Source organism: Aliarcobacter cryaerophilus ATCC 43158 (genome assembly GCF_003660105.1).
GTDB lineage: Bacteria > Campylobacterota > Campylobacteria > Campylobacterales > Arcobacteraceae > Aliarcobacter > Aliarcobacter cryaerophilus.
The window spans coordinates 1-24,100 of the sequence record NZ_CP032823.1; the positions used below are offsets into that span (position 1 = coordinate 1).

At 28.3% G+C, this 24,100-nt stretch carries 17 protein-coding genes and 1 other RNA gene; 9 read left to right on the forward strand and 9 right to left on the reverse strand.

What is annotated here, in order from left to right:
* From dnaA to gyrB, 3 genes are all read left to right on the forward strand, one after another.
* The gene (gene dnaA / locus ACRYA_RS00005) at positions 1-1,314 is read left to right on the forward strand and encodes a chromosomal replication initiator protein DnaA (RefSeq protein WP_105918196.1); all 1,314 of its coding nucleotides are present in this window, start codon (positions 1-3) and stop codon (positions 1,312-1,314) included.
* Between the two features lie 147 nt (positions 1,315-1,461).
* Entirely contained in the window at positions 1,462-2,532 is a 1,071-nt protein-coding gene (gene dnaN, locus ACRYA_RS00010; RefSeq protein WP_105918195.1) for a DNA polymerase III subunit beta, read from the forward strand.
* Positions 2,533-2,544: 12 nt separating this feature from the next.
* Positions 2,545-4,860 (forward strand): DNA topoisomerase (ATP-hydrolyzing) subunit B, encoded by a 2,316-nt coding sequence (gene gyrB, locus ACRYA_RS00015; protein ID WP_105918194.1) that lies wholly within the window; start codon positions 2,545-2,547, stop codon positions 4,858-4,860.
* Position 4,861: 1 nt separating this feature from the next.
* Here gyrB and ACRYA_RS00020 read toward each other — a convergent pair whose 3' ends face one another.
* Complete coding sequence (locus ACRYA_RS00020) at positions 4,862-5,830, reverse strand: NAD(P)-binding domain-containing protein (protein ID WP_105918193.1); 969 nt, start codon at positions 5,828-5,830, stop codon at positions 4,862-4,864.
* Positions 5,831-5,945: 115 nt separating this feature from the next.
* Between ACRYA_RS00020 and queF the strand changes: the two genes are divergently transcribed.
* Positions 5,946-6,323: a preQ(1) synthase gene (gene queF, locus ACRYA_RS00025; RefSeq protein ID WP_165786118.1), complete on the forward strand. Its 378-nt coding sequence runs from the start codon at positions 5,946-5,948 to the stop codon at positions 6,321-6,323.
* A 13-nt stretch (positions 6,324-6,336) separates the two neighbouring features.
* Complete coding sequence (locus ACRYA_RS00030; RefSeq protein WP_105918191.1) at positions 6,337-6,924, forward strand: DNA-binding protein; 588 nt, start codon at positions 6,337-6,339, stop codon at positions 6,922-6,924.
* A gap of 17 nt (positions 6,925-6,941) precedes the next feature.
* On the opposite strand, the gene ffs is transcribed toward ACRYA_RS00030, so the two are convergent.
* Positions 6,942-7,038: signal recognition particle sRNA small type (gene ffs / locus ACRYA_RS00035), an RNA gene on the reverse strand.
* 91 nt (positions 7,039-7,129) lie between these two features.
* Between ffs and ACRYA_RS00040 the strand changes: the two genes are divergently transcribed.
* On the forward strand, positions 7,130-7,546 hold the full coding sequence (locus ACRYA_RS00040; RefSeq protein WP_105918190.1) for a YqaA family protein: 417 nt from the start codon (positions 7,130-7,132) through the stop codon (positions 7,544-7,546).
* Here ACRYA_RS00040 and ACRYA_RS00045 read toward each other — a convergent pair.
* From ACRYA_RS00045 to ACRYA_RS00070, 6 genes are read right to left on the reverse strand one after another with little or no spacing between them, the layout of a single operon-like run.
* On the reverse strand, positions 7,541-8,347 hold the full coding sequence (locus ACRYA_RS00045) for a class I SAM-dependent methyltransferase (RefSeq protein WP_105918189.1): 807 nt from the start codon (positions 8,345-8,347) through the stop codon (positions 7,541-7,543). The two genes, ACRYA_RS00040 and ACRYA_RS00045, sit on opposite strands and share 6 nt — an antisense overlap.
* Positions 8,348-8,358: 11 nt before the next feature.
* Positions 8,359-9,213 carry an ABC transporter ATP-binding protein gene (locus ACRYA_RS00050; protein ID WP_105918188.1) on the reverse strand — a complete coding sequence of 285 codons (855 nt, stop codon included), beginning with the start codon at positions 9,211-9,213 and terminating at the stop codon, positions 8,359-8,361.
* A complete protein-coding gene (gene modB / locus ACRYA_RS00055; protein ID WP_105918187.1) occupies positions 9,210-9,905 on the reverse strand; it encodes a molybdate ABC transporter permease subunit in 696 nt (231 codons plus the stop codon). The genes ACRYA_RS00050 and modB overlap by 4 nt, the downstream gene beginning before the upstream one ends.
* Positions 9,898-10,290 carry a TOBE domain-containing protein gene (locus ACRYA_RS00060; protein ID WP_105918186.1) on the reverse strand — a complete coding sequence of 131 codons (393 nt, stop codon included), beginning with the start codon at positions 10,288-10,290 and terminating at the stop codon, positions 9,898-9,900. The genes modB and ACRYA_RS00060 overlap by 8 nt, the downstream gene beginning before the upstream one ends.
* A gap of 12 nt (positions 10,291-10,302) precedes the next feature.
* Positions 10,303-11,049, reverse strand: coding sequence for a molybdate ABC transporter substrate-binding protein (gene modA, locus ACRYA_RS00065; RefSeq protein WP_105918185.1), 747 nt, complete (start codon positions 11,047-11,049; stop codon positions 10,303-10,305).
* A 9-nt stretch (positions 11,050-11,058) separates the two neighbouring features.
* Positions 11,059-11,841: a TOBE domain-containing protein gene (locus tag ACRYA_RS00070; RefSeq protein WP_105918184.1), complete on the reverse strand. Its 783-nt coding sequence runs from the start codon at positions 11,839-11,841 to the stop codon at positions 11,059-11,061.
* Between the two features lie 166 nt (positions 11,842-12,007).
* On the opposite strand from ACRYA_RS00070, the gene ACRYA_RS00075 reads away from it, so the two are divergent.
* Positions 12,008-13,255, forward strand: a complete 1,248-nt coding sequence (locus ACRYA_RS00075) for an MgtC/SapB family protein (RefSeq protein WP_105918183.1) — start codon at positions 12,008-12,010, stop codon at positions 13,253-13,255.
* Positions 13,256-13,422: 167 nt separating this feature from the next.
* On the opposite strand, the gene ACRYA_RS00080 is transcribed toward ACRYA_RS00075, so the two are convergent.
* A complete protein-coding gene (locus tag ACRYA_RS00080) occupies positions 13,423-14,250 on the reverse strand; it encodes a LysR family transcriptional regulator (protein ID WP_105918182.1) in 828 nt (275 codons plus the stop codon).
* A 96-nt stretch (positions 14,251-14,346) separates the two neighbouring features.
* On the opposite strand from ACRYA_RS00080, the gene ACRYA_RS00085 reads away from it, so the two are divergent.
* Positions 14,347-15,528 (forward strand): YbfB/YjiJ family MFS transporter, encoded by a 1,182-nt coding sequence (locus ACRYA_RS00085; protein WP_105918202.1) that lies wholly within the window; start codon positions 14,347-14,349, stop codon positions 15,526-15,528.
* A gap of 144 nt (positions 15,529-15,672) precedes the next feature.
* Positions 15,673-24,072, forward strand: coding sequence for an immunoglobulin-like domain-containing protein (locus ACRYA_RS00090; protein ID WP_121443254.1), 8,400 nt, complete (start codon positions 15,673-15,675; stop codon positions 24,070-24,072).
* The last annotated feature ends 28 nt before the right edge of the window (positions 24,073-24,100 follow it).

A 24,100-nucleotide genomic window follows, 5' to 3' on the forward strand; every position in this document is an offset into this window, starting at 1 on the left:
ATGACAAATAAAGAGTTTTTATCACTTATTCAAAAAGAGACAAGCAAAAATGACTTCGAAAGATATTTAAAACAACTTGTTTTAAAAAAATTATCTGTTGAAGAAAATCTTGTAATATTTGAAGTAACAAATAAATATATTGCTTCTTGGATAAAGAGCAAATATACAAATCTTATTCAAAACTGCTTTGAAAAAAATATAAATCTTAAACCAGATATTGAAATTAGATTAATTGGTGAAAAAAAGACAAAAAAAGAGACACAAAATAGTCAAATTCAAAATCATACTCCAGAAAGTACGATACTAAATCCTTCATATACTTTTGATTCATTTATAGTTGGTCCTTCAAATCAAATGGCTTATAATGCAGCTTTAGCAGTAGCTTCAAAACCAGGTGTTCAGTATAATCCACTTTTTATATATGGTGGAACTGGTTTGGGTAAAACTCATATTTTACAAGCTATTGGAAACCATGCTTTAGAAAATGATAAAACAGTAATTTATGTAACAATAGAACAGTTTATGAACGATTTTATATTTTCAATAAATAAAAAAAATATGGAACATTTTAGAGAAAAATATAGAAATTGTGATTTACTTTTGATAGATGATGTACAGTTTTTAAGTGGAAAAGAGAGTACTCAAGAGGAATTTTTCCATACTTTCAATGAACTACACAATGCAAAAAAACAAATTGTAATGACAAGCGACAGACTTCCATCTCAAATAGCTGGGCTTGTTGACAGATTAAAATCAAGATTTGAATGGGGACTTACAACAGATGTTCAAATTCCAAAACTAGAAACAAAAATTGCAATTATTGAAAAAAAATCAGAATTAAATGGAATAAACTTAAGTCGTGATATTGTCTCATTTATTGCAACAACTCTTGATAGTTCAATTAGAGAAATTGAAGGTGTTTTAATAAGAATAAATGCTAGTGCATCTTTACTTAACCTTGAAATAAATCTACAAATGGTTCAAAATCTTTTAAAAGATCAAATAAAAGAGAATAAAGAAAATATAAAACTACCAGATATTATAAGTTTAGTTGCAAATGAATTGAATATAAAACCAAGTGATATAAAATCTAAAAAAAGAACTTCTAGTGTAGCAAATGCACGAAGAATAGTTATATATCTTGCACGTGAATTAACTCACAATTCAATGCCAGATATTGCAAAATTCTTAGAGATGAAAGACCATAGCTCAATTTCTCATAATGTTAAAAAAACAACAGAGCTAATTGAAAAAGATGAAAACTTTAAATTGATAATTCAAAATTTAAAAAATAAATTAATAAACAAGGAGTAATAGTTAGATGTGTGAAAAGATGTGAATATATATTAGATTTTAATCACTATATTAAACATCGATATTATAGTGCTTAGAACAGTATTTACATCTTTTCACATAGACTACTACTAATACTTGAAAATAAATAAAAAATAGGAGAAAAAAATGAAGCTAGTAATAAACAAATCTACTTTTGAAAATGTTGTAAGTCAAATGCAACCATTTTTAGAAAAAAAAGATTCAAGTGCAATTACATCTCATTTATATTTAGAAATTGCAAATAGCAAAATGACTATAAAAGCTACTGACTATGAAATTGGTCTTGAAGTTACAATTGATGCTATAAGTAATTTTGAAGATGGAAAAACAACAGTAAATGGAAATAATCTATTAGGATTTATTAAAAGACTAAAAAATGAAGATATCACTTTAGAAACTAGTTCAAATAACTTAATAATAAAACAAGGTAAATCAATATTCAAATTACCAAGCTATGATCCAAATGAATATCCAACTATAAACAAATATGAAAATTTAAAAGATTTATCTATTTCTACAATCAATTTTATAAATTCAATTAAAAAAATATCTCCAGCAATAGATAACAACAATCCAAAATTTGAATTAAATGGAGCTTTACTAGATATAAAAAGCCAAAAAATAAATTTTTGTGCAACAGATACTAGAAGATTAGCAATGAATAGTTTAGAAAATATGTCAAATGAAGAAGTACAATTAATTATTCCAAAAAAAGCTATTTTTGAAATTCAAAAACTATTTTTAGATAATGCAAAAATATCTTACGATAATACAAATTTAGTAATTTCAAATGAAAATACAACTTTTTTTACAAAACTTATAAACGGAAAATATCCAGATTATGAAAGAATTATTCCATTAAATCTTAAAAATAATCTATATATTCCAAAAAATATATTTATTGAATCTATAAAACTTATTACATCTTTAAATTCAAATATAAAAATTACATTTACAACTCAAGCTATTATTTTTGAATCTTTAGATACAGATAGTGTTGCAAATACACAAGTTGATATAGATTTAAATATTCCAAATGATTTTTACATAGCAGTAAATGCAAAATATATTTTAGATTTTTTAAGTATGACAACAAGTGATAAGATTAAAATAGGATTTAATGAATCAAATCTTCCATTTTATTTAGAAGATAACAAATTTATCACAATTGTAATGCCAATAGTTTTAGAAAAATAAAAGGAAAATAAAATGTCAGATTATGGTGCTAGTAATATTAAAGTTTTAAAAGGTCTTGAAGCTGTTAGAAAAAGACCAGGGATGTATATTGGAGATACAAATATAAATGGTCTTCATCACTTAGTTTATGAAGTTGTTGATAACTCAATAGATGAGGCAATGGCTGGATTTTGTAGAAATATTAAAATAACACTTACTAAAGATGGATGGGCAAAAATTGAAGATGATGGAAGAGGAATTCCAACTGCAATTCATCCAACTGAAGGAATAAGTGCAGCTACTGTTGCTTTAACAGTTCTTCATGCTGGTGGAAAATTTGATAAAGATACATATAAAGTTTCAGGTGGACTTCATGGAGTTGGGGTTTCAGTTGTAAATGCTTTATCTAAACATCTTAAAATGACTATTTATAGAGAAGGAAAAATTCATTACCAAGAGTTTAAAGAAGGAATACCTCAAGGAATTTTAGAAGTTATAGGAGATAGTCCAAGAAAAACTGGAACAACTATTGAATTTTTAGTAGATGATTCTATTTTTGAAGTTACAAAATATGAATTTAATATTCTTAAAAAAAGATTTAAAGAAGTTGCTTATTTAAATCCAATGATTTCTATTACGCTTGAAGATGAATTATCTAAAATTAAAGAAGTTTATCACTTTGAAGGTGGTATTAAACAATTTGTTGCTGATTTAAATAAAGATGCAGCTTTGTGTGATGTTATGCACTTTAGTGATAAAGTAGATGGTGTAGAAGTTGACATTGCAATGATGTATAACGATACATATATTGAAAAAACACTATCTTTTGTAAATAATATTAGAACAATTGATGGAGGAACACATGAAGCTGGTTTTAAAGCAGGACTTACAAGAAGTATTTCTAAATATTTAAGTGAAAATGCAGCTGCAAGAGAGAAAGATGCAAAAATAACTGGCGATGATGTAAGAGAAGGTTTAATAGCAGTTGTTTCAGTAAAAGTTCCAGAACCTCAATTTGAAGGACAAACAAAAGGAAAATTAGGAAGTTCTTATGTAAGACCTATTGCCCAAAAACTAACAGGTGATAACTTAGATAAATATTTTGAAGAAAATCCTACACAAGCAAGAGCTGTTATGGAAAAATCTTTAATGGCAGCACGAGGACGTGAAGCAGCTAAAAAAGCAAGAGAACTAACTAGAAAAAAAGATTCTATGAGTGTTGGAACACTTCCTGGAAAACTTGCTGATTGTCAAAGTAAAGATCCAACTATAAGAGAGTTATATCTAGTGGAAGGGGACTCTGCGGGAGGTTCTGCAAAACAAGGAAGAGATAGAGTTTATCAAGCAATTTTACCTCTAAAAGGAAAAATTCTAAATGTTGAAAAATCAAGACTAGATAAAATTTTAAAATCTGATGAAATTAGAAATATAATTACAGCTTTAGGTTGTGGAATTGGTGAAGATTTTAATGATGAAAAAGTAAGATATCATAAAATAATAGTTATGACGGATGCCGACGTTGATGGTAGCCACATTCAAACTTTACTTTTAACTTTCTTTTTTAGATTTTTAAGACCTATTATTGAAAAAGGTTATTTATATATAGCACAACCACCACTTTACAGATATAAAAAAGGTAAAAATGAGATTTATTTAAAAGATAATGGAGCATTATCTGCTTATTTAATTGAAAATGGACTTGAAAATTTTGAGTTTGAAGGTATGGGATATAATGATTTACTTGATTTGTTTAAACAAGTAGCAAGATATAGATCAATGCTTGAACAATTAGCAAAAAGATACTCTTTGATTGAAGTTTTAAAATATTTAATTGAAAATAGTGATTTAGTAAATTTAGATTTCCCTTCTTTATATGAAAAAGTTAAACTATTTTTAGAGGCACGTGGTTATAACATACTTTCAAAAACTGTTAATGAAACAAAAATTCAACTTTTTGTTCAAACAAATGCAGGACTTGAAGAGTTAATAATAGATGAAGAACTTTTTGCATCGCCTTATTTTAGTGAATCTACATTTATTTTTACTAAATTAAAAGATAGAGATTTAACTCTATTTGATGGTCGTGATTTAATTGAACTTCTTGAAGAGATTGAAAGCTTAGCTAAAAAAGGTGCATATATTCAAAGATATAAAGGTCTTGGAGAGATGAATCCTGAACAACTTTGGGAAACAACTATGACACCTGAAAATAGAAGACTTTTAAGAGTAAAAATAGAAGATGCAGAAATTGCAAGTGATACATTTACTCTATTTATGGGTGATGAAGTAGAACCTAGAAGAAACTATATAGAGTCTCACGCAAAAGATGTTGAACATCTTGATGTTTAAGCTAAAGATTTAACTCTTTAGCTATTCTTTGTGCTATTAAATACCCATGATTTAAACTACTCGAGATAGAACCTTCATTTTTTGAAGTAATATCTCCAGCTAGATATAAATTTTTACAACAACACTCAAAATTTTCATTAAATAGTGGCTTTGAATTATCATCAATTTTAACTCCACAAAGTTTTAAAAAATCAATTGGAGCAGTTCCTCCTATTGCATAAATAACTCTATTAAAATTTTGACTTTCACCATTTGAATAATTTACTTTAACAAATCCATTTTCATCTTCTAAACAATTTATGTCACAGTTAAGTTTTATAGTTAATTTTTTACTAGCTTCAAACTCTTTTATCATTTTTTCATTTATAGGATTTAATCTTGTAAAATTCTCTTTTCTATATGCCAAAGTTACAATATTTTCATCTAATGCTAAAGAGTAAGCATATTCAGCTGCACTATTTCCACCACCTATAACTAAAATATTCTCATTTTTTGAACAGTTATCAAGATTAAAATTTATACTCTTTTGAATTTCTATAGGTACTTTATAATCAGGTTTGTTTGGTTTCCCCATTTTTCCAATAGCAATTACAACACTTTTTGCTCTTAAAATATCTGATTTTAAATGAACTTCAAAAATATCATCTTGGTTTTTAATAATTTTCTCTACTTCATTGTTATACAAAGGTTTTATATTATATTTTTCTAATAACTCTTCAAAATAGTTTAAAACATCCTCTTTTAAACCAGCTTCAAAATTAATATTTCCAAGAAGTTCAATTATTTGATTTCTCCAATTTCTATCAACTCTTTTCCCATCTTTATAAAAACTTCTTATTGTGCTAAAAAAATTATTACTTTTTTCAACAATAGCAATATTTTCTATATTTTTTATTTTTAACTCTATAGCACAACTTAATCCTGAAACTCCAGCTCCAACAATTACTGTATCAAATATTTTTGAACTCATTTTTAGCCTTTATAAATATATTCAAATTTTATCTTTATTTTCGTAAATTAGCTTTATAAGAGATATTTAGATAGAATAATTTCAAAAATTTTTAAAAAAAGGTTACTAAATGGAAATAAAATATGGTGAAAAAGAGATTTTAGAGTTTGATATAAATAATTCAGAAAACTTTTGGCCAAATGAACATGATAAAAATTATATAATTGATATAGAGTTACCAGAGTTTATGGCAAAATGCCCAAGAAGTGGTTACCCTGATTTTGCAACTATTAAAATTCAATATACACCAAACAAAAGAGTTATTGAGTTAAAAGCTTTGAAAATATATATAAACTCATTTATGAATAGATATATATCTCATGAAAACTCTGCAAATGAGATTTTTGATACACTTCTTTCAAAATTAGAACCAAAATGGCTTAAAGTAATTGCAGATTTTAAACCACGAGGAAATGTTCATACAGTTATTGAAATAGATAGCTCGAAAATATAAAAAGAGAATAACCTTGCAAAGATTGGTAACCACTTCAGAAGCTTCAGAGATTTTAGGAATCTCTTTGCAGGGTATTCACTACCGTATTAAAAGAAATCAACTAAAATCAGAGAAAAAAGATGGCAAAATATTTGTTTATATAGATGAAGAAACTATAAAAAATAGTTTAAAAAATGATAAACAAAATAGCCAAGAAAATATTTTTGAAAGAGTAATTCAATCAAAAGATGAGCAGATAGAAATTTTGAAAAAGTCTATAAAATGGATGAAAAATCAGCATTTTATGGAGATAAAAAGACTTGAAAAAAATCAAAAAAGAATTATAGAAGTTTTTAATAGTGAAATAAAACTTTTACAAAGTGCTTTTAATGAAATGAGAGCAATATACAAACCTCAAATTGAAAATCAAAAAAATGAGAAAAAAAATGAATTTATAACAATAAAAGAGTTTTTTATTATTTTAAAAAGAGCTTCAAAGAGTGATTTGGAAATAAAAAACACTATTTTAAATGCTGTAAAAAATGGTGATAAAAGATTTATTTACAATAAAAATAGTAAAAAACTTCTAATTTTAAATGATAGTTTTGAAGATTTGATTTGAATAGGTGCTAAAAGCACTCCTTCCCAGATACCCAATCACAACACTAAAAAAGGTGCCTTGCTATATTCCTATCCTGGGGCGTTGTCTTTAGAAATGCTTGAAAGGGTCTAAAAAGGAGCATTCAAAACACTTTTGTGTTCTCAATGCTACTTTTAAAGATTGAGATTCTAGCTAATATAACTTTAATATATAATAAAAGAGAAAAATGACATATTTAATACTTTTTATTTCAGCATTTGCAAGTGCAACTTTGATTCCATTAGGAAGTGAAGCTTTGCTAATTTACAATATTAAAGAGGGTTTAAATATCTATACTCTTTTGTTTGTTGCAACTTTTGGAAATGTTTTAGGTTCGTGTTTAAATTATTATCTCGGATTAAATGGTGTTGATTATTTAGTAGATAAAAAGTTAGTTAAACAAAAATATATAGATAGCTCCAAAAAATATTTTGATAGATTTGGAGCTTTCTCTTTACTTTTTGCATGGTTACCAATAATTGGTGATCCAATTACTTTTATAGCTGGAGTTTTGAGATATGATTTTAGAAAATTTATTGTTTTAGTAATCATTTCTAAATTATCAAGATATTTGTTTATAGTTTTGGTAATTAAATTACTATAAATATTTTTCCCAAGAGATAAATGCCCAAGTTAAACTTTCATCTTTTTCTTTTAATTTATAAGTTGTATTAAAATATTTTCTTAGTATTTTTTCTTCTTTTTTAGATATTTTCCCTAAGCTCCATTTTAATTTTTGAATAAACTCATCTTCATTTGAAGTATCAAATTTTTTGCTACTTGTTTTTATAAAATCAACTTTTGCAAAAATTCCCATACTGTGAAGAGTATTTAAAAGATATATATAATCAGGTCGTGGAATAATATCTCTTTTAATTTGATTTAAAATCTCTTTGTCTATAAAACTTCCTCCAACTTTAGTAGTGATATAAACTCTTTTATTTGCTTTTTCATTTAGTTTTTCTAAAGCTTTTTTTATATCTTTTACTTCCATTGACCTACTTGCAATTACTATATCGGCATTTGGAACATCTTCCCAAGAGTCATACCAAGATTTGTGAATTGTAATAAGATTTTCTATACCTTGCTCTTGTGCATTTTGTTTTGCAAACTCTAGCATATTATTTGAGTAATCAAGAGCATAAATATTTTTTAGTTTTTTGGCAAGAGCTAAAGAAATATTTGCAGGTCCACTTCCAATATCAATTAGAGTTTCACAATCGTTTAAATCAACTCTTTTTATAAAATCTTTTGTGTATGAACTAGCTTTTACATTTTGGTTAAACTCTTTTGCTTTTTTGTCCCAATCTGAGCTACTTTTACTTTTAAAAGTTGAGTTTTTTATCTGTTTTTTATATAGTTTTGAAAAATCTAATTTATCTAAATTTGTTTTTATTAATGCCATTTTTTAATCCTTTAAAGTGTTTTTATAATTGGAGTAAATGCTTTTGTACTTACATTTACTTTTTGTCCAATTTGTAGTTTTCTTGCTTCATCATGACTTAATACAACTTCAACAATTTGTTGTCCAATAGCTACAATAGCAATATTTATAACATCAACTTTTATAATATCAAGAAGTTCACCCTCAAAACTAAACTTTTGACTTCCTTGAGTTTTTAGTAAAATATCTTTTGGCAATCCATCATCGATAATTTTTCCATCTTTTAAAACTAAAACTCTAGATGCTAATTTATACATCTCGCTTGGATCATGGCTTACCATAATAGTTGTAGTTCCAAACTCTTTATGAAGTGCTAAAATTTCATCTTGAAGTTTTACTCTCATAGATGAGTCAAGTGCTGAAAGAGGCTCATCCATTAGAAGTATTTTTGGTCTTTTCATTAAAGCTCGACAAAGACTAACACGCTGTTTTTGACCACCACTTAAAGAGTCTGGATATCTATTTTTGAGCTCATATAAATCTGTTAATCTTAGAAGTTTTTTGGCTAAATCTTTATCTTTTTTTACATAAAGTAGATTATCAAGGACACTTAAATTTGGGAAAAGAGCATAATCTTGAAAAACAAATCCTATATCTCTTTTTTGAATAGATTTTTTAATATTTTCATTTAACCAAATTTCATCATCTACAATAATTTCTCCAGTAGCTTCTTCAAGACCAGCAACTATTCTTAAAATTGTTGTTTTTCCAGAGCCACTTACTCCACTTAAAGCTATAAATTCACCTTTTTTTAAATTAAGATTTATAGCTAATAGCATTTTTCCACTACTTCCATGAAGCTCTTTTTTTATATTTAAACTTATCATTTAGAAAAACCTATCTTTTTTTGTTTGCCATTGAAAATATAAACAGCAAGCAGAGTTATAAAGCTCATTAAAATCATAATCAAACTATATATATGAGCATTTTTATAATCTAAAATTTCAACAAATTCATAAATTGCAATTGCTGCGACTCTTGTCTCATTTGGAATGCTTCCACCAATCATCAAAACAACTCCAAACTCTCCAACAGTGTGTGCGAAAGTTATTATCAAAGCTGTTAAAAGCGATGGTTTGATATTTGGTAAAGCTATTAATAAAACTGTTTTAAATTTCCCTTTTCCACTAATATAACTAGCTTCAAGCATATTTTTATTTAAGCTTTCAAACCCACTTTGAAGAGGATTTATCATAAAAGGGAGACTATATATACAGCTTGCTATTATTATTCCATAAAAGTTGAATACAAGTTTTATTCCAAAGTAATCATTAAAAAACTCTCCAATTGGTGAATTATGTGATAAGCCCCAAAGAAGATAAAATCCTAAAACAGTTGGAGGAACAACTAAAGGCATAGTGCAAAGGGCTTCAAGAAATGGTTTAATTTTTGATTTAGTTTGTGATAAATACCAGCTAAGTGGTAAACAAAGAATAAATAGAATTAAAGTCGTAATAAATGCCAATTTAAATGAGAGTAAAAATGGTGCATAATCAACACTTAGTAAATAATCAATCATTTAAAATCCTGTAAATAGATAAATCACTAGCTTTTATTAAAATATTTATAATATCACCTTTTTGTAAATCAAGTCTTTGTGAAGACTCTTTTGTGATTATACTTTCAATAAATGTATCATTTATTTCTAATGATAGAGAGCTTAAAAGCTCCCCATTTTCTATGGCAACTATTTTTGCAAGAGCTTGGTTTGAAAGGCTAATATCTTCTATATATTTTTTTGAAATTGCCACACTTGTTGGTTTTACTAAAAGTTCAACTTTTGAGCCTATTTTTAAATCTTTATTAAGTTCTAAGCTCATCATTTTTAGTAGAATATTATTAAAATCAAACTCTACAATATTTAAATTATCTTTGGTTTTTATATCTTTAACTCTTGCAATCATAATTTATTTCTCTCATTTTACTAAATATCCGAATTTTAAAAAAATATCTTTAGCCTCTTTACTTAAAATAAAATTATAAAAAGCATGAGCTTCTTTGTTGTTTTGGGCTTTTTTTAAAACAACAATTCCTTGATCAATTGGAGTGTATAGTTTTGGATCTACACTTATCCAATTTATATTTTCTTTATATTTAGACATTTTTTCATCATATAAAGAGGATTTTGCTATAAACCCAACATCAGCAGCTGTAATTGCATAAGTAACTGCTTGAGAAATAGATTCAGCATAAACAAATTTATTTTCAATTTTTTCTAGTAAATTTGCATTTTTAAGTGCTTTAATAGCAGCAGTTCCATATGGAGCAGTTTTTGGGTTTGCAATAGCAATTTTTTCAATACTTTTATTGGCAACTAAAGCAATACCTTTTGAAAAATCCAAAGGTTTTATACTAAGCATTGCTAGACTTCCTTGAGCATAAATAACTGGTTTTGTAGAAGTTAAATTCTCTTTTTCTAAAGTTTCAGGGAATTTCATATCAGCACTCATAAAAATATCAAATGGCGCTCCATTTTGAATTTGTGTAGTAAATTTTCCACTACTTCCAAGAACAACTTCAACTTTTGTATCTGGATTTGTTTTGTTAAACTCTGCAATTAAGTCATTTATTGCATAACTAACATTTGCGGCAACAGCAATATTTATAGTACCAGCAAATATAGTTGAACATAAAAATGTAAGTGCTAAAACAATTTTTTTCATAATTTTTCCTTATTTTCCAATCATAATATCAGATGCTTTTATAACAGCATCAACATTTGCACCAATTTTTAAATTCATATTTTCTATAGAATTTATATTTACAATAGCAACAATTTTGTCTTCATTTCCAATATTTACAACTATTTCAGCATTAACTGAACCAATATTTATCTCTTCAATATTTCCATTTAAACTATTTCTAGCACTTAATTTCAAATTAGTTTCAGTTGATAACAAAACATTGCTAGATTTAATAACAGCAACAACTTCATCATTTATAGCTAATCCTAAATTCTCAACGGAGCTATTTGTTATAATTGAAATAATAGATTTTCCACTTTTTAGTTTCATTTGAATTTCAGCATTAACTGCACCCAATGAAATCTTTTCAATCGTCCCAATTATTTGGTTTCTTGCACTTATTTGCATTGATAGTCTTCTGATAGTTTTTAGTGTTCCACTGTTTAAATCAGTAATACGATTTAGATTTTCTAAAAACTTTCTTTGCTCCTCTTTTAATAAACTATAAGTTGTCAAAAGATTTTCACCATAGTTTGTAAGTTTTGTTCCACCACCACCAGCTCCACCTGTTTCTTTTGTAACTATTGGTGAAATTGATAGATTATTCATAGCCTCAACAGCTTCCCAAGCAGATTTATAACTCATAGGAACAAGAGTTGCTGCTTTATTTATTGAGCCTGTTTGTTTAATCGCTTTTAAAAGTTCAATTCTTTTTTCAAGTAAAAAAGGTTGATTTAAAAGCTCTAAAGTTAAATTTGATGATATTGCCAAACTAAATCCTTCTGTTATATTATAAGATATATAACGAAAGAATGTTAGCTTTATATACCTTAAGAAATAATGATTAATTTTTTAAAAATTATTGTATGATGGTGAAATTAAACAGTAAAAATATAACTCTTAAATTTTTAAGATATTTTTGAAATAGGGAACAAATATGCAGATACACGAGCTTTTACTACACATTTTTCCAGTAGTAATTTTTAGTTTTATAATAGGCTTGGAAGTAAGAGCTTATTTGACAAAATTTCATGAAAATGATGCTAGAGTTTTTTTTGGTACAACAAGAACATATGCTTTTTTGGGGATTTTAGGATTTATTTTATATGAGATAGAGCCAAAGAATTTTTCACTTTTTATAGTTGGGTTTTTATCTATTACTTTTTTATACTCAATTTTATATAAAAAAATGCTAGAAACATATAAAAATAGCATACTTTTATATATAGTTTCAATAATTGTATATAGTTTTGGACCTCTTATAGGATTGTTTCCTCTTTGGATAAGTGCTTTAATATTTGTATTAGTTATATTTTTGTTAAATTCAAAAAGTAGAATCTTAACTTTCCATCCCAAAATAAATATTTATGAATTAGAGACTTTTGGTAAAATTATTTTACTTTCAGCAGTTGTTTTACCGCTTCTTCCAACTGATAATAATATTCCATATTTAGGAATATCTTTATACAAAATATGGCTTACAGTTGTTGTTATTTCTACAATCTCATATATTAGTTATTTGGTTCAAAAATATATTTTTCCATCAAAAGGTGTTCTTTTGACTGGTATTTTAGGTGGAGCTTACTCTTCAACTGCTACAACAGTTGTATTGTCAAAAAAAGCACAAGCAGTAGAAGATACAAATATGTTTACAGCTTCTATAATAAGTGCAACTTTTATGATGTATCTACGACTTCTTATAATAGCTGCAATTTTTAATCTTGAGGTGCTTAAAGTTATTGCTACGCCATATATAGTTTTTGGACTTATTACTTTGATCATATCTTTTGTTTATTATAAAAAAGCAACAAATGAAACTTCTACAATAGAGACAGAAGATACAAATCCTTTGGAGTTGGGAACTGCTTTTGTATTTGCGATTTTATTTATTGTTACTATGTTTATTACAAATTTTGTAGTAAATAATTATGGAACAACAGGCTTAAATATTTTATCTTTTATTATAGGAATGACAGATATAGACCCTTTTATTTTGGCTTTATTGACTGGAGAATACAATATTGATGCAGCTGCAGTTGCAAGTGCTATGTTGATTGCTACTGGAAGTAACAATATATTAAAAGCAGTATATGCGGTTTGGTTTGGTAAGAAGAAAGCAGTTTCAAGTGCTTTTTGGCTTATTTCTCTAGGAGTTGCAACAATAGGTTTTGGTATATATATTTAATATTTTTACTTATTGTTACATTTTGTTTAAATTTTTAAAGAAGTTTTTAAAATAAATGTAAATAAAATAAACTTTTGTTATAATCCACCATCTTTTCGATTGATAAATGATGAGTATAAAACTTACAGCAGAAGTTTAACTAAAACACTATACTCATCACTTATTGATTAAATATCCATTTTCTTTAAATAATCACTAATTTTTGGAATATTATCTCTTCTACAAATTAAACAAGTTGGTATATTTGCTTCATCTTTTGGCAAAATAGTAATTTTTATATCTTTATCATATCCCATCTTTTTTACTATGCTTGTAGGTAATAAAGTTTTTCCCATACCAACTTTGATACATGAAAGAATAGTCTCTAAATTTCCAAAAGGAAGAGTTTTTTCTACATATATATTTTTCTCTTTGTAGTAGTTTTTTAGAAACTCATCATAAACACAACCATCTTTGAAGCTCAAAGTTACATTTGGAGTATTTTCTTCGTGAGGCTCTAAAATAGCTATCTCCTCTTCAAATTTTTTTAAAATCATCAAACTATCATTTGTTGGCTCCCCACTTATAAATGCAATATCAACTTTGTAATCTAAAATTAGTTGCATAATATCTTTTGTAGTTCCAGTAAAAAGTTCTAATTGCATCTTTGGAAAATCTTCGTGAAGTTTTAGTAAAAATGGAGAAATTCTCACAACAGCATTACAATCAGTAGAGCCTATCTTTAAAGAACTCATTTGTTTATCTTCGCATAAACTTGCTATTGAACTCTCCATTTTATGTATTATTTCTAAAGCTTGTGGGTAAAATTTCTCTCCACTTGATGTTAAAATAACACCTTTTGGAACTCTATGAAAAAGTTCTAATCCTAAAACTTTTTCAAGCTGTTTTACTCTTGAAGTTACATTTGATTGAGCACATTTTAGCTCATTTGCTGCCATTGAGATACTTTTGTGATTTGCCACACTTACAAAAACTTTTAATAAATTCAAATCCATATCATTTTTCCTTATATCACCTATCATTATTGATTATTTGACACAAAATAACTATTCGTGATATTATGCCAAAAATTATAAGAGAGCTAGATTATGATACAAAGATTGTTTAATCGAAATGATAATATCGCGATTTTAATCGCTGGGATTTTTTCAATAATTATTGGTTTAGGAGTAGCTAGATTTGCTTTTACAGGACTTATTCCTGCTATGCTTGATAATTATTTAACTATCAAATTTGTTGGGATTTTAGCTTCACTAAATTTTGCTGGATATTTAAGTGGTTCTATTTTTTCAATTTTTGTAAAAGATATAAATTTTAAAGTATATCTGTATAGATTTGGTATTTTTTTAGCTATTTCTACAACTTTTATTTTGGCATATAGTGATAACAATACACTTTGGATGATAGGAAGAGTATTAGCTGGATTTGCTGGTGCTATGTGTTTGATTGTTGGAACATCTATTGTTATGCAAAAACTTACGATTAAAAGCAAAACAAAAGCCATGGGTATACATTTTAGTGGTATTGGTTTTTCTATTTTAACAACAGATTTATTAGCAAGATTTGTGTTAAGTTTAAATTATTCGTGGAGAGATAGTTGGGCAGTTTTAGCTCTTTTTGCAATCATTTTATCTTTTTATAGTGTTTATATTTTATCATTTGATAAAGAAGTAAAACAAAATGCAGTAAAAGTAAAGTTTGATATCTCTATTTTTACTCCTTTTGTGATAATTTTAATTATTGCATATTTTACAGAAGGTGTTGGATTTGTTGTACAAGCTACATTTTTACCAGATATTATAAACAACCTTAAAGGTCTTGAAGGTTATGGAAGTCTTACTTGGACACTAGTTGGAGTTGCTGGGATTCCATCTTGTATTATTTGGATGCTTTTAGCTCATAGATTTGGAAGTTCAAATATTATTATAATAGCGCTTTTACTTCAATCAGTTGGGATTTTAATACCTGCTTTTAGCTCAAATATCTATTTAAATCTTCTAAGTGGAGTTTTGTATGGAGGTACTTTTATAGGACTAGTTGCACTTTTTATGAACCTTGGTGGTCAGCTTTCAAGGGGAAATCCTGTAGTTTTAATGGGAGCAATGACTAGTTCATACGGAATAGGTCAGGTAATTGCACCACTTTATAGTGTATATTTTATTGAAAAATATGGAAACTATGATTATGCACTATATCTTACAGCTTTTATTGTTTTGGGAGGAGCAATTTTGCTACTATTGGCCAAAAAATTTGAGCCAAAAGATATAGAGTAGAAATTCCAATAAACCTAAAATAACTTTCAATATAAAAATAAGTAAAAAAATTTAGAAAATTATTAAAAAATCACCCCAATGGGTGATGTATTAATTTTTTTATTCTGTTAAAATATTTAACTTTATTATTAATAGGAGATAATTATGGCAAATTTAGCACAAATACAATCAATTGCACAGGGGCAATTTTTCGTAAAAGATTCTCTAGGAAATTTAACTGAGTTAAAAGTAGGTGACACTGTATCTTTAAATGATACGATAGTTGCTGCAAACTCAAATACAGATTTATCAAAAATAGAAATACTTTTTGATACAAATGAACTAATAACACTAAGTCAAGGTGAACAACTTTTAGATGCTACTTTATTAGCAAGTACTTTTGGAAATGAAGAGTTAGCATTTGATAAACAAGAGGTAGATGAAACTCTAAGCGCTTGGAATAATACAGAAGCTAGTGATGAAGCAGATATGGAGACAGCAGCAGGTGATGTAACAGAACAAGCAACAAATGCTGGTGATGAAAGAGCTGCTGATGGAGGAGCTTTAAGAAGTAAATTTAACTCAAGAACTGGTGATTCAACTGATGTCAGAAGTGACTTAAGAGATACTTCTTTTGGTGAAGGAAATCCTGAAAATCCTCAAGAGCAAATTCCAACTGAGCTTTTAAATCCAGTTGGTGCAACAACTCCAGTGGATACAAGAGTTCCAGTTTCTGTGATTACTTTATCAGACCCAACTATAAATGAAGGTAATCAAATAACTATTACAGCAACTGTTACAAATGCACCACAAACAGATTTGATAATCACATTAAATAATGGACAAACTATAACTATACCAGCTGGACAAACAACTAGTAGTGTAACATTTGATAATCCAAATAGTGAAGATGTTTATATTGATAAAAGTACAGAAACTTACACAATTACAGGTACTACAGGTGGTAACTATGTTAGTTTAGATACAAGCGATAGTTCGGTTGTGACTATAGAAGATACAGAAGATACAACAACAGTAAAAATTACTGGGACAGATACAACAGAGGGTGGAAAAGCAACATTTGAATTAGAACTTTCAAATAAACCACAAACAGGAACAACTGTAACAGGAAAAGTAGAAGTAGATGGAAAATCTTATGATGTAACATTTGATGCAGATGGAAAAGCGACATTAACTGTAGATGTAAAAGCAAATGATGTTTATAATGGAGAACCAACACTTACTGCAAAAGTAACAGAAATAAGTGGTGGAAACTTTGAGAAAGTAAATCCAAATGCACAAACAACAATAACAGTAAAAGATACAGAAGATACAACAACAGTAAAAATTACTGGGACAGATACAACAGAGGGTGGAAAAGCAACATTTGAATTAGAACTTTCAAATAAACCACAAACAGGAACAACTGTAACAGGAAAAGTAGAAGTAGATGGAAAATCTTATGATGTAACATTTGATGCAGATGGAAAAGCGACATTAACTGTAGATGTAAAAGCAAATGATGTTTATAATGGAGAACCAACACTTACTGCAAAAGTAACAGAAATAAGTGGTGGAAACTTTGAGAAAGTAAATCCAAATGCACAAACAACAATAACAGTAAAAGATACAGAAGATACAACAACAGTAAAAATTACTGGGACAGATACAACAGAGGGTGGAAAAGCAACATTTGAATTAGAACTTTCAAATAAACCACAAACAGGAACAACTGTAACAGGAAAAGTAGAAGTAGATGGAAAATCTTATGATGTAACATTTGATGCAGATGGAAAAGCGACATTAACTGTAGATGTAAAAGCAAATGATGTTTATAATGGAGAACCAACACTTACTGCAAAAGTAACAGAAATAAGTGGTGGAAACTTTGAGAAAGTAAATCCAAATGCACAAACAACAATAACAGTAAAAGATACAGAAGATACAACAACAGTAAAAATTACTGGGACAGATACAACAGAGGGTGGAAAAGCAACATTTGAATTAGAACTTTCAAATAAACCACAAACAGGAACAACTGTAACAGGAAAAGTAGAAGTAGATGGAAAATCTTATGATGTAACATTTGATGCAGATGGAAAAGCGACATTAACTGTAGATGTAAAAGCAAATGATGTTTATAATGGAGAACCAACACTTACTGCAAAAGTAACAGAAATAAGTGGTGGAAACTTTGAGAAAGTAAATCCAAATGCACAAACAACAATAACAGTAAAAGATACAGAAGATACAACAACAGTAAAAATTACTGGGACAGATACAACAGAGGGTGGAAAAGCAACATTTGAATTAGAACTTTCAAATAAACCACAAACAGGAACAACTGTAACAGGAAAAGTAGAAGTAGATGGAAAATCTTATGATGTAACATTTGATGCAGATGGAAAAGCGACATTAACTGTAGATGTAAAAGCAAATGATGTTTATAATGGAGAACCAACACTTACTGCAAAAGTAACAGAAATAAGTGGTGGAAACTTTGAGAAAGTAAATCCAAATGCACAAACAACAATAACAGTAAAAGATACAGAAGATACAACAACAGTAAAAATTACTGGGACAGATACAACAGAGGGTGGAAAAGCAACATTTGAATTAGAACTTTCAAATAAACCACAAACAGGAACAACTGTAACAGGAAAAGTAGAAGTAGATGGAAAATCTTATGATGTAACATTTGATGCAGATGGAAAAGCGACATTAACTGTAGATGTAAAAGCAAATGATGTTTATAATGGAGAACCAACACTTACTGCAAAAGTAACAGAAATAAGTGGTGGAAACTTTGAGAAAGTAAATCCAAATGCACAAACAACAATAACAGTAAAAGATACAGAAGATACAACAACAGTAAAAATTACTGGGACAGATACAACAGAGGGTGGAAAAGCAACATTTGAATTAGAACTTTCAAATAAACCACAAACAGGAACAACTGTAACAGGAAAAGTAGAAGTAGATGGAAAATCTTATGATGTAACATTTGATGCAGATGGAAAAGCGACATTAACTGTAGATGTAAAAGCAAATGATGTTTATAATGGAGAACCAACACTTACTGCAAAAGTAACAGAAATAAGTGGTGGAAACTTTGAGAAAGTAAATCCAAATGCACAAACAACAATAACAGTAAAAGATACAGAAGATACAACAACAGTAAAAATTACTGGGACAGATACAACAGAGGGTGGAAAAGCAACATTTGAATTAGAACTTTCAAATAAACCACAAACAGGAACAACTGTAACAGGAAAAGTAGAAGTAGATGGAAAATCTTATGATGTAACATTTGATGCAGATGGAAAAGCGACATTAACTGTAGATGTAAAAGCAAATGATGTTTATAATGGAGAACCAACACTTACTGCAAAAGTAACAGAAATAAGTGGTGGAAACTTTGAGAAAGTAAATCCAAATGCACAAACAACAATAACAGTAAAAGATACAGAAGATACAACAACAGTAACTTTAACAGCAACAGCAGAAGTAAATGAAGATAATAATCATGAAGTAGATGGAGTTTATATAGGAAATGCAATTACATATACAGCAAAACTTCCAGATGGAGTAACAGCAAATAATGCTATAACAGTAACATTAAGTGTTGGAGCTAATGGAGAACCAGCAAGTGATACAAATCCTGCATTAACAATTACAATTCCAAAAGATGGTAATTCAGGAACTGTAATAGCAGACAAAGTAAATAGAGATAATAATGATGGAAGTGGTGAGGATAAATATATTGAATCTGATTCATTATCTGCTAAAATTACTGGTGTAAGTGAAGCAAATGCAGGAAGTAGTGGAAGCTTTGAGAATTTAACATTCGATGATACGCCAGCGGTTACAAATATACTAAATGATGAAGATGCTGTTGATGTAACAATTACTGCAACAGTTACAACACCAAAAATTATAGATGTAACTACTGTAACTGATGGAACAACGGGAGTTAAAGTTACTGGATATAATAGTGATGGTAAAGAAACAGATTTATCAATAATTAAAGGTACAAACCATGATGGATTTGGAGTGGAAGGTACAAACCTTTCAAATGGAGATACAAAAGAGTTAGGAGTAGAAGAAAAAATTGTTGTTGAATTTACAGATGGTAAGGATGTAAACTCTCTTGATGTCTCTTTTGCTTGGAGAAATAACCATGAAACAGCAAAACTTACATTTGTAAAAGATGGACAAGTTGTTGGTTATGCTACGGTTGATGGTGATGGTTCTAGTACTACAAAAGCTATTGTTAAATATTATGATGAAAATAATAATTTAATAAAAACTCAAGAAGCTGAAGGAAGTTCAGATAGAGTTGATAAAGCATTTACTTTTGAGTTACCAGATTCAAATGGGGGAATAGTATCATTTGATAAAGTTGAGTTTTCTGCACCACAAAATAAAGATGATTATTTAATCAACAAAATTGTTTACAAAGAGGTATTAAATCCTGAGGTAACTGATATTGTAACAAATGGAGGAGATATAACATTTAATATTCAAGTAGATGAAAATTATCCTCCTCAAGGAACAGCAACAGCTACTGTTGAAGTAAATGGAAAAGAATACTCTGTTGAATTAAATTCAACAGGTAGAGGAACTTTGACTATAGATTCTAAAGAATTAGGAGATTTATCAAATATTGTTGCAAAAGTAGTAAAAGTAGAAGGTGGTAATTATGAAAAAGTTAATCCTACAGAAGCGAGTTTTAATTTTACACCTACTTTAAAATCTACAGATGATAGTATATCTACAGATGAAGATGTATCTTATACTCTTAAAGTAACTGATCTTGGTGAAGTTTCCTCAAATACTAAAGAGTTTAAAATCACTGAATTACCAACAAATGGAAAGTTATTCTTAAATATTACAGTAGGTGATACAATATTTAATCCAGATGGAACTCAAACAGTAGCTACTGAGGATATAAAAGTTGAGATTACAAAAGATCAAATTGTTACTTTAGGTCAAGTTGGAGCAGGAAAAGTTGAATTTGTACCAAATAAAGATACAGATATTGATAGTAGCTTTAATTTCCAAGTTGGTGATGGGAATGGAAAATTTAGTACAGAATACACAACAACTATTGATGTAAAAGCGGTTGCTGATGCACCGATTGTAAGTATTGATGTAACAAAAATTGGAGCTACTACAATAGTTGTTGATGGAGATACTGGAAATTCTAATAATGATGGAAATAATAGTATAGGTGGAATAGTTACTGAAAACTTCTGGGAAGGTTATAATAGTAAAGAAGATATTATGACTAATTCAACTCATAATGAAAATAGTATAGGATGGCAAAATCCATTTACTAGTAATAGTGACAATGTTGATATAAAGGGGAATCAAACACAATGGATAGATACTCAAGATGGAAATGACAATGTATATATCTCTGAAAATGCTGGTGGTATTAATACAGGAAATGGAGATGATAGAGTATTTATAAAAGGAAATGTAACTAATAATATTAATTTAGGTTCAGGAAATGATGAATTACATATTAAAGGAAATTCTTCAACAATTGATGCTGGAGATGGTGATGATAAAGTAAAAATTGAAGGCAATGCGAATAATGATATTCAACTTGGAGCTGGAAATGATAGCTTAGAAATTAAAGGTAATGCTTCATCTATAAGTACTGGTGATGGAAATGATAAAATAAAAATTGAAGGTAATTCAAATGGTACTATTGAATTAGGTAGTGGAAATAACTATTTAGAAATCAAAGGAAATGCTACTTCTATTCAAGTTGGTGGAGATTCTGGGAATGATAGAGTTATAGTTAATGGAAATGCAACAAACAATATCAGTTTAGGAAAAGGAGATGACTATTTAGAGTTAGGTGGAAAAATTCTAAATTATGTTGATGGAGGAGAAGGAAATAGTGATTCAGTTTATTTAAAAGGATACACTCTTACTGAATATCAAGCTTTGATAGCAAATGGTAATGAATGGAGAGTTAAAAATTTTGAAAATATAAAACTGGGTGATGGAACTATTGTTAAGGGAGATGGTAGTGTATTCGAAACTTCAAAACCAGAAAATATTATAAAAGCAGTTGCTTATAAAGTAGATATTTCAGCATCTCTAAAAGATATAGATGGAAGTGAAACTTTAAGTGTAGTTATCAAAAATGTACCAACAGGAGCTGTTTTAGAGAGTACAAAATATGATGTTAGTAAAAATTCAGACGGTTCTTGGAGTGTAAATTTCAAAGCAGGAACTACTGGAGATGCTTTATTAAAAATTGAAGATTCTCTTACTATGAAAGTTCCACAAAGCTATAAAGGGGATATTAACCTTCAAATAGAAGCAAAAGCAACTGAAACAAATGATAATACAGATGGGAATAATTTTGCAACTGCTACAGCAAATGATACTATTAAAACTGTAACAATAGAGCCATTTAAAGCTGAATTAGATATGGAGTTAAGTAGTGCAACAACTAATACTATAACAACTAAAGATGTTAATAAAACTGCAACAGAACAAGCTGGTATTAAGTTAGGAGCAGATGGTAAATATTATGAAACTAAAGTAGTAAGTAAAACTGAAACAGTAGTAGATACTGAAGCTTTAAAAGACTTAACAGTTACAATTAATGGTAAGACTTATACTGGTATTACGGTAGGTGCAGATGGTAAATATTATGTTATAGATAATACTATTGCAAAAGAGCAAAAAACTATCGAAGTTGAAAGAGAAGTTACTAAAACTGTTTCATTAACAGATAAACAAGTTGAAAGCTTTATGATAGAAGTAACTAAAGAGACAAAAGGTATTGTTCTTGGAAAAGAGGTTACTGATTTAGGAAAAAATGATACTATAACTAAAAATAATTATAAAACTTATACTTTGGAACAACCAACTTCAAATATAGAAATAAAACTTTCGAGTGGTTCAGGAAAAATAGAATTTGTAGATTCAAATGGAAAAGTTATTGGAAGTTCTACGACTCAAAGTGGAATAGATTCAAAAGGTTATAGTGTACCAAAAGATGCTGTTGGAGTAAAAATTACAAGTACAAGTACAAGTTTAAAAATAGAGGCTATTAAATACCATGTAGATCCACATGAAGAGACTGTACAAGTTGGTGGGAAGATACTTGATGTTGAGGGTATGCAAAAAGCTGGAATTAGCTGGAGTAGTACTGTAAGTGAAAAACAAGTTCAAACTCAGGACATAACTAAATTAGGTTCAACAGTTGGAGATGGTAATATCAAAGGATTTAATCCAGAAGCTAAAGCAAATAGCCAAGTTTTTGATTTTGGAAAAGATAAAGCATTCCAAAAAGTAATTATAGAAGTAGATGCAACTATTTCAGGAACTTGGAATTTTAATAAAGATTCTACAAAAGATGTTTTTGTTGTTAGTGCAAATGGAGTTCCACAAGGTGCTTATAATTTTTCATCAAATCAAGATTATAGCAATCAGGCTAGTTTTGATAAAAATATAGAAAAAGATAATCCAAATGATTTTGATGTAAAATATGTAAATGGAACATTAAGTCAAAAATATACTTATGAAGTATATTTAGATGAAAATGGTAAAGCTCAAATGAACTTCACAGTTGCTTCAACAAATACAGATGAGTGGGTAACTATTACAGAAGTTAGAGCAACTTATGATGGTTTAAGTGGATTTGTACAAACAAAAACAGAGATAGAAAAAGTTACTGAAACAATATTTGTTGGTGTACCAACAAAAATAGTGTACACAGGTGAAGTCCCTACAAAAGAGATTACAAAATATGAAACTGTACAGGTAGAGACTACTCCAATATATACAAAAATTACTCAATATGAGTATGAGTTAGATTTAAGTGCTTCAATAACTGTTGGTAGTGGTGAACTATCTATTATTACTTTAAAAGATATTCCAAGTGGAGTAACTATAAAAGGATATGAAGCAAATGAAGATGGAAGTTATACTATAAAAATTGGAGAAGATGGAAAATCTCAATTAACTTTAGTTTCTGATAATTTGCTAAATGATGCAGATAAAGAAAGTATTAAAGCAAATATTAGTGCTACTAGTGAAGATGGTCATCAAAATGGAGATATAGAAGTAAATATAAATGGAGAAATATCTAATAGTATAAATATTATTGGTACGGATAATGATGATGATATTTCTTTAAATATTGATAATGCTACTTCTATAAATATCGATGGAGGAGTTGGTTATGATACTATTAAATTGGAAGAAAATAATGATATTGATTTCTCTAATTTAGGAAATTTAATCAAAAATATCGAAGCTATTGATTTAACAGATGGTAATCACAAACTTACAAACATTACATTAGATGATGTTTTAAAAATGAGTGGAGACGATAACAAGATTAAAATTACTGGAGATGAATTTGATAGTGTATCATTTAAAAACACTATCTCTGAAGATGGTAAAGAACAATCTTGGTCTAAAACAGCTGGAGAAGGTGTAGATAAAGGATTTGATATCTATGTAAATAGTGGAGATCCAACACTACAAGTTAAAGTTGAACAACCAATTTCAGACGGTATTACAAACTAATCTTTTGAGAAATGAGGCTTTTGCCTCA

Bases quoted from the DNA above. Each gene is read 5' to 3' on its own strand.
- ACRYA_RS00040 (WP_105918190.1), top strand. From the start codon at position 7,130: ATGACATATTTAATACTTTTTATTTCAGCATTTGCAAGTGCAACTTTG.
- dnaN (WP_105918195.1), top strand. From the start codon at position 1,462: ATGAAGCTAGTAATAAACAAATCTACTTTTGAAAATGTTGTAAGTCAA.
- ACRYA_RS00020 (WP_105918193.1), bottom strand. From the start codon at position 5,830: ATGAGTTCAAAAATATTTGATACAGTAATTGTTGGAGCTGGAGTTTCA.
- gyrB (WP_105918194.1), top strand. From the start codon at position 2,545: ATGTCAGATTATGGTGCTAGTAATATTAAAGTTTTAAAAGGTCTTGAA.
- ACRYA_RS00045 (WP_105918189.1), bottom strand. From the start codon at position 8,347: ATGGCATTAATAAAAACAAATTTAGATAAATTAGATTTTTCAAAACTA.
- ACRYA_RS00075 (WP_105918183.1), top strand. From the start codon at position 12,008: ATGCAGATACACGAGCTTTTACTACACATTTTTCCAGTAGTAATTTTT.
- ACRYA_RS00090 (WP_121443254.1), top strand. From the start codon at position 15,673: ATGGCAAATTTAGCACAAATACAATCAATTGCACAGGGGCAATTTTTC.
- modB (WP_105918187.1), bottom strand. From the start codon at position 9,905: ATGATTGATTATTTACTAAGTGTTGATTATGCACCATTTTTACTCTCA.
- modA (WP_105918185.1), bottom strand. From the start codon at position 11,049: ATGAAAAAAATTGTTTTAGCACTTACATTTTTATGTTCAACTATATTT.
- ACRYA_RS00050 (WP_105918188.1), bottom strand. From the start codon at position 9,213: ATGATAAGTTTAAATATAAAAAAAGAGCTTCATGGAAGTAGTGGAAAA.
- dnaA (WP_105918196.1), top strand. From the start codon at position 1: ATGACAAATAAAGAGTTTTTATCACTTATTCAAAAAGAGACAAGCAAA.
- ACRYA_RS00080 (WP_105918182.1), bottom strand. From the start codon at position 14,250: ATGGATTTGAATTTATTAAAAGTTTTTGTAAGTGTGGCAAATCACAAA.
- ACRYA_RS00060 (WP_105918186.1), bottom strand. From the start codon at position 10,290: ATGATTGCAAGAGTTAAAGATATAAAAACCAAAGATAATTTAAATATT.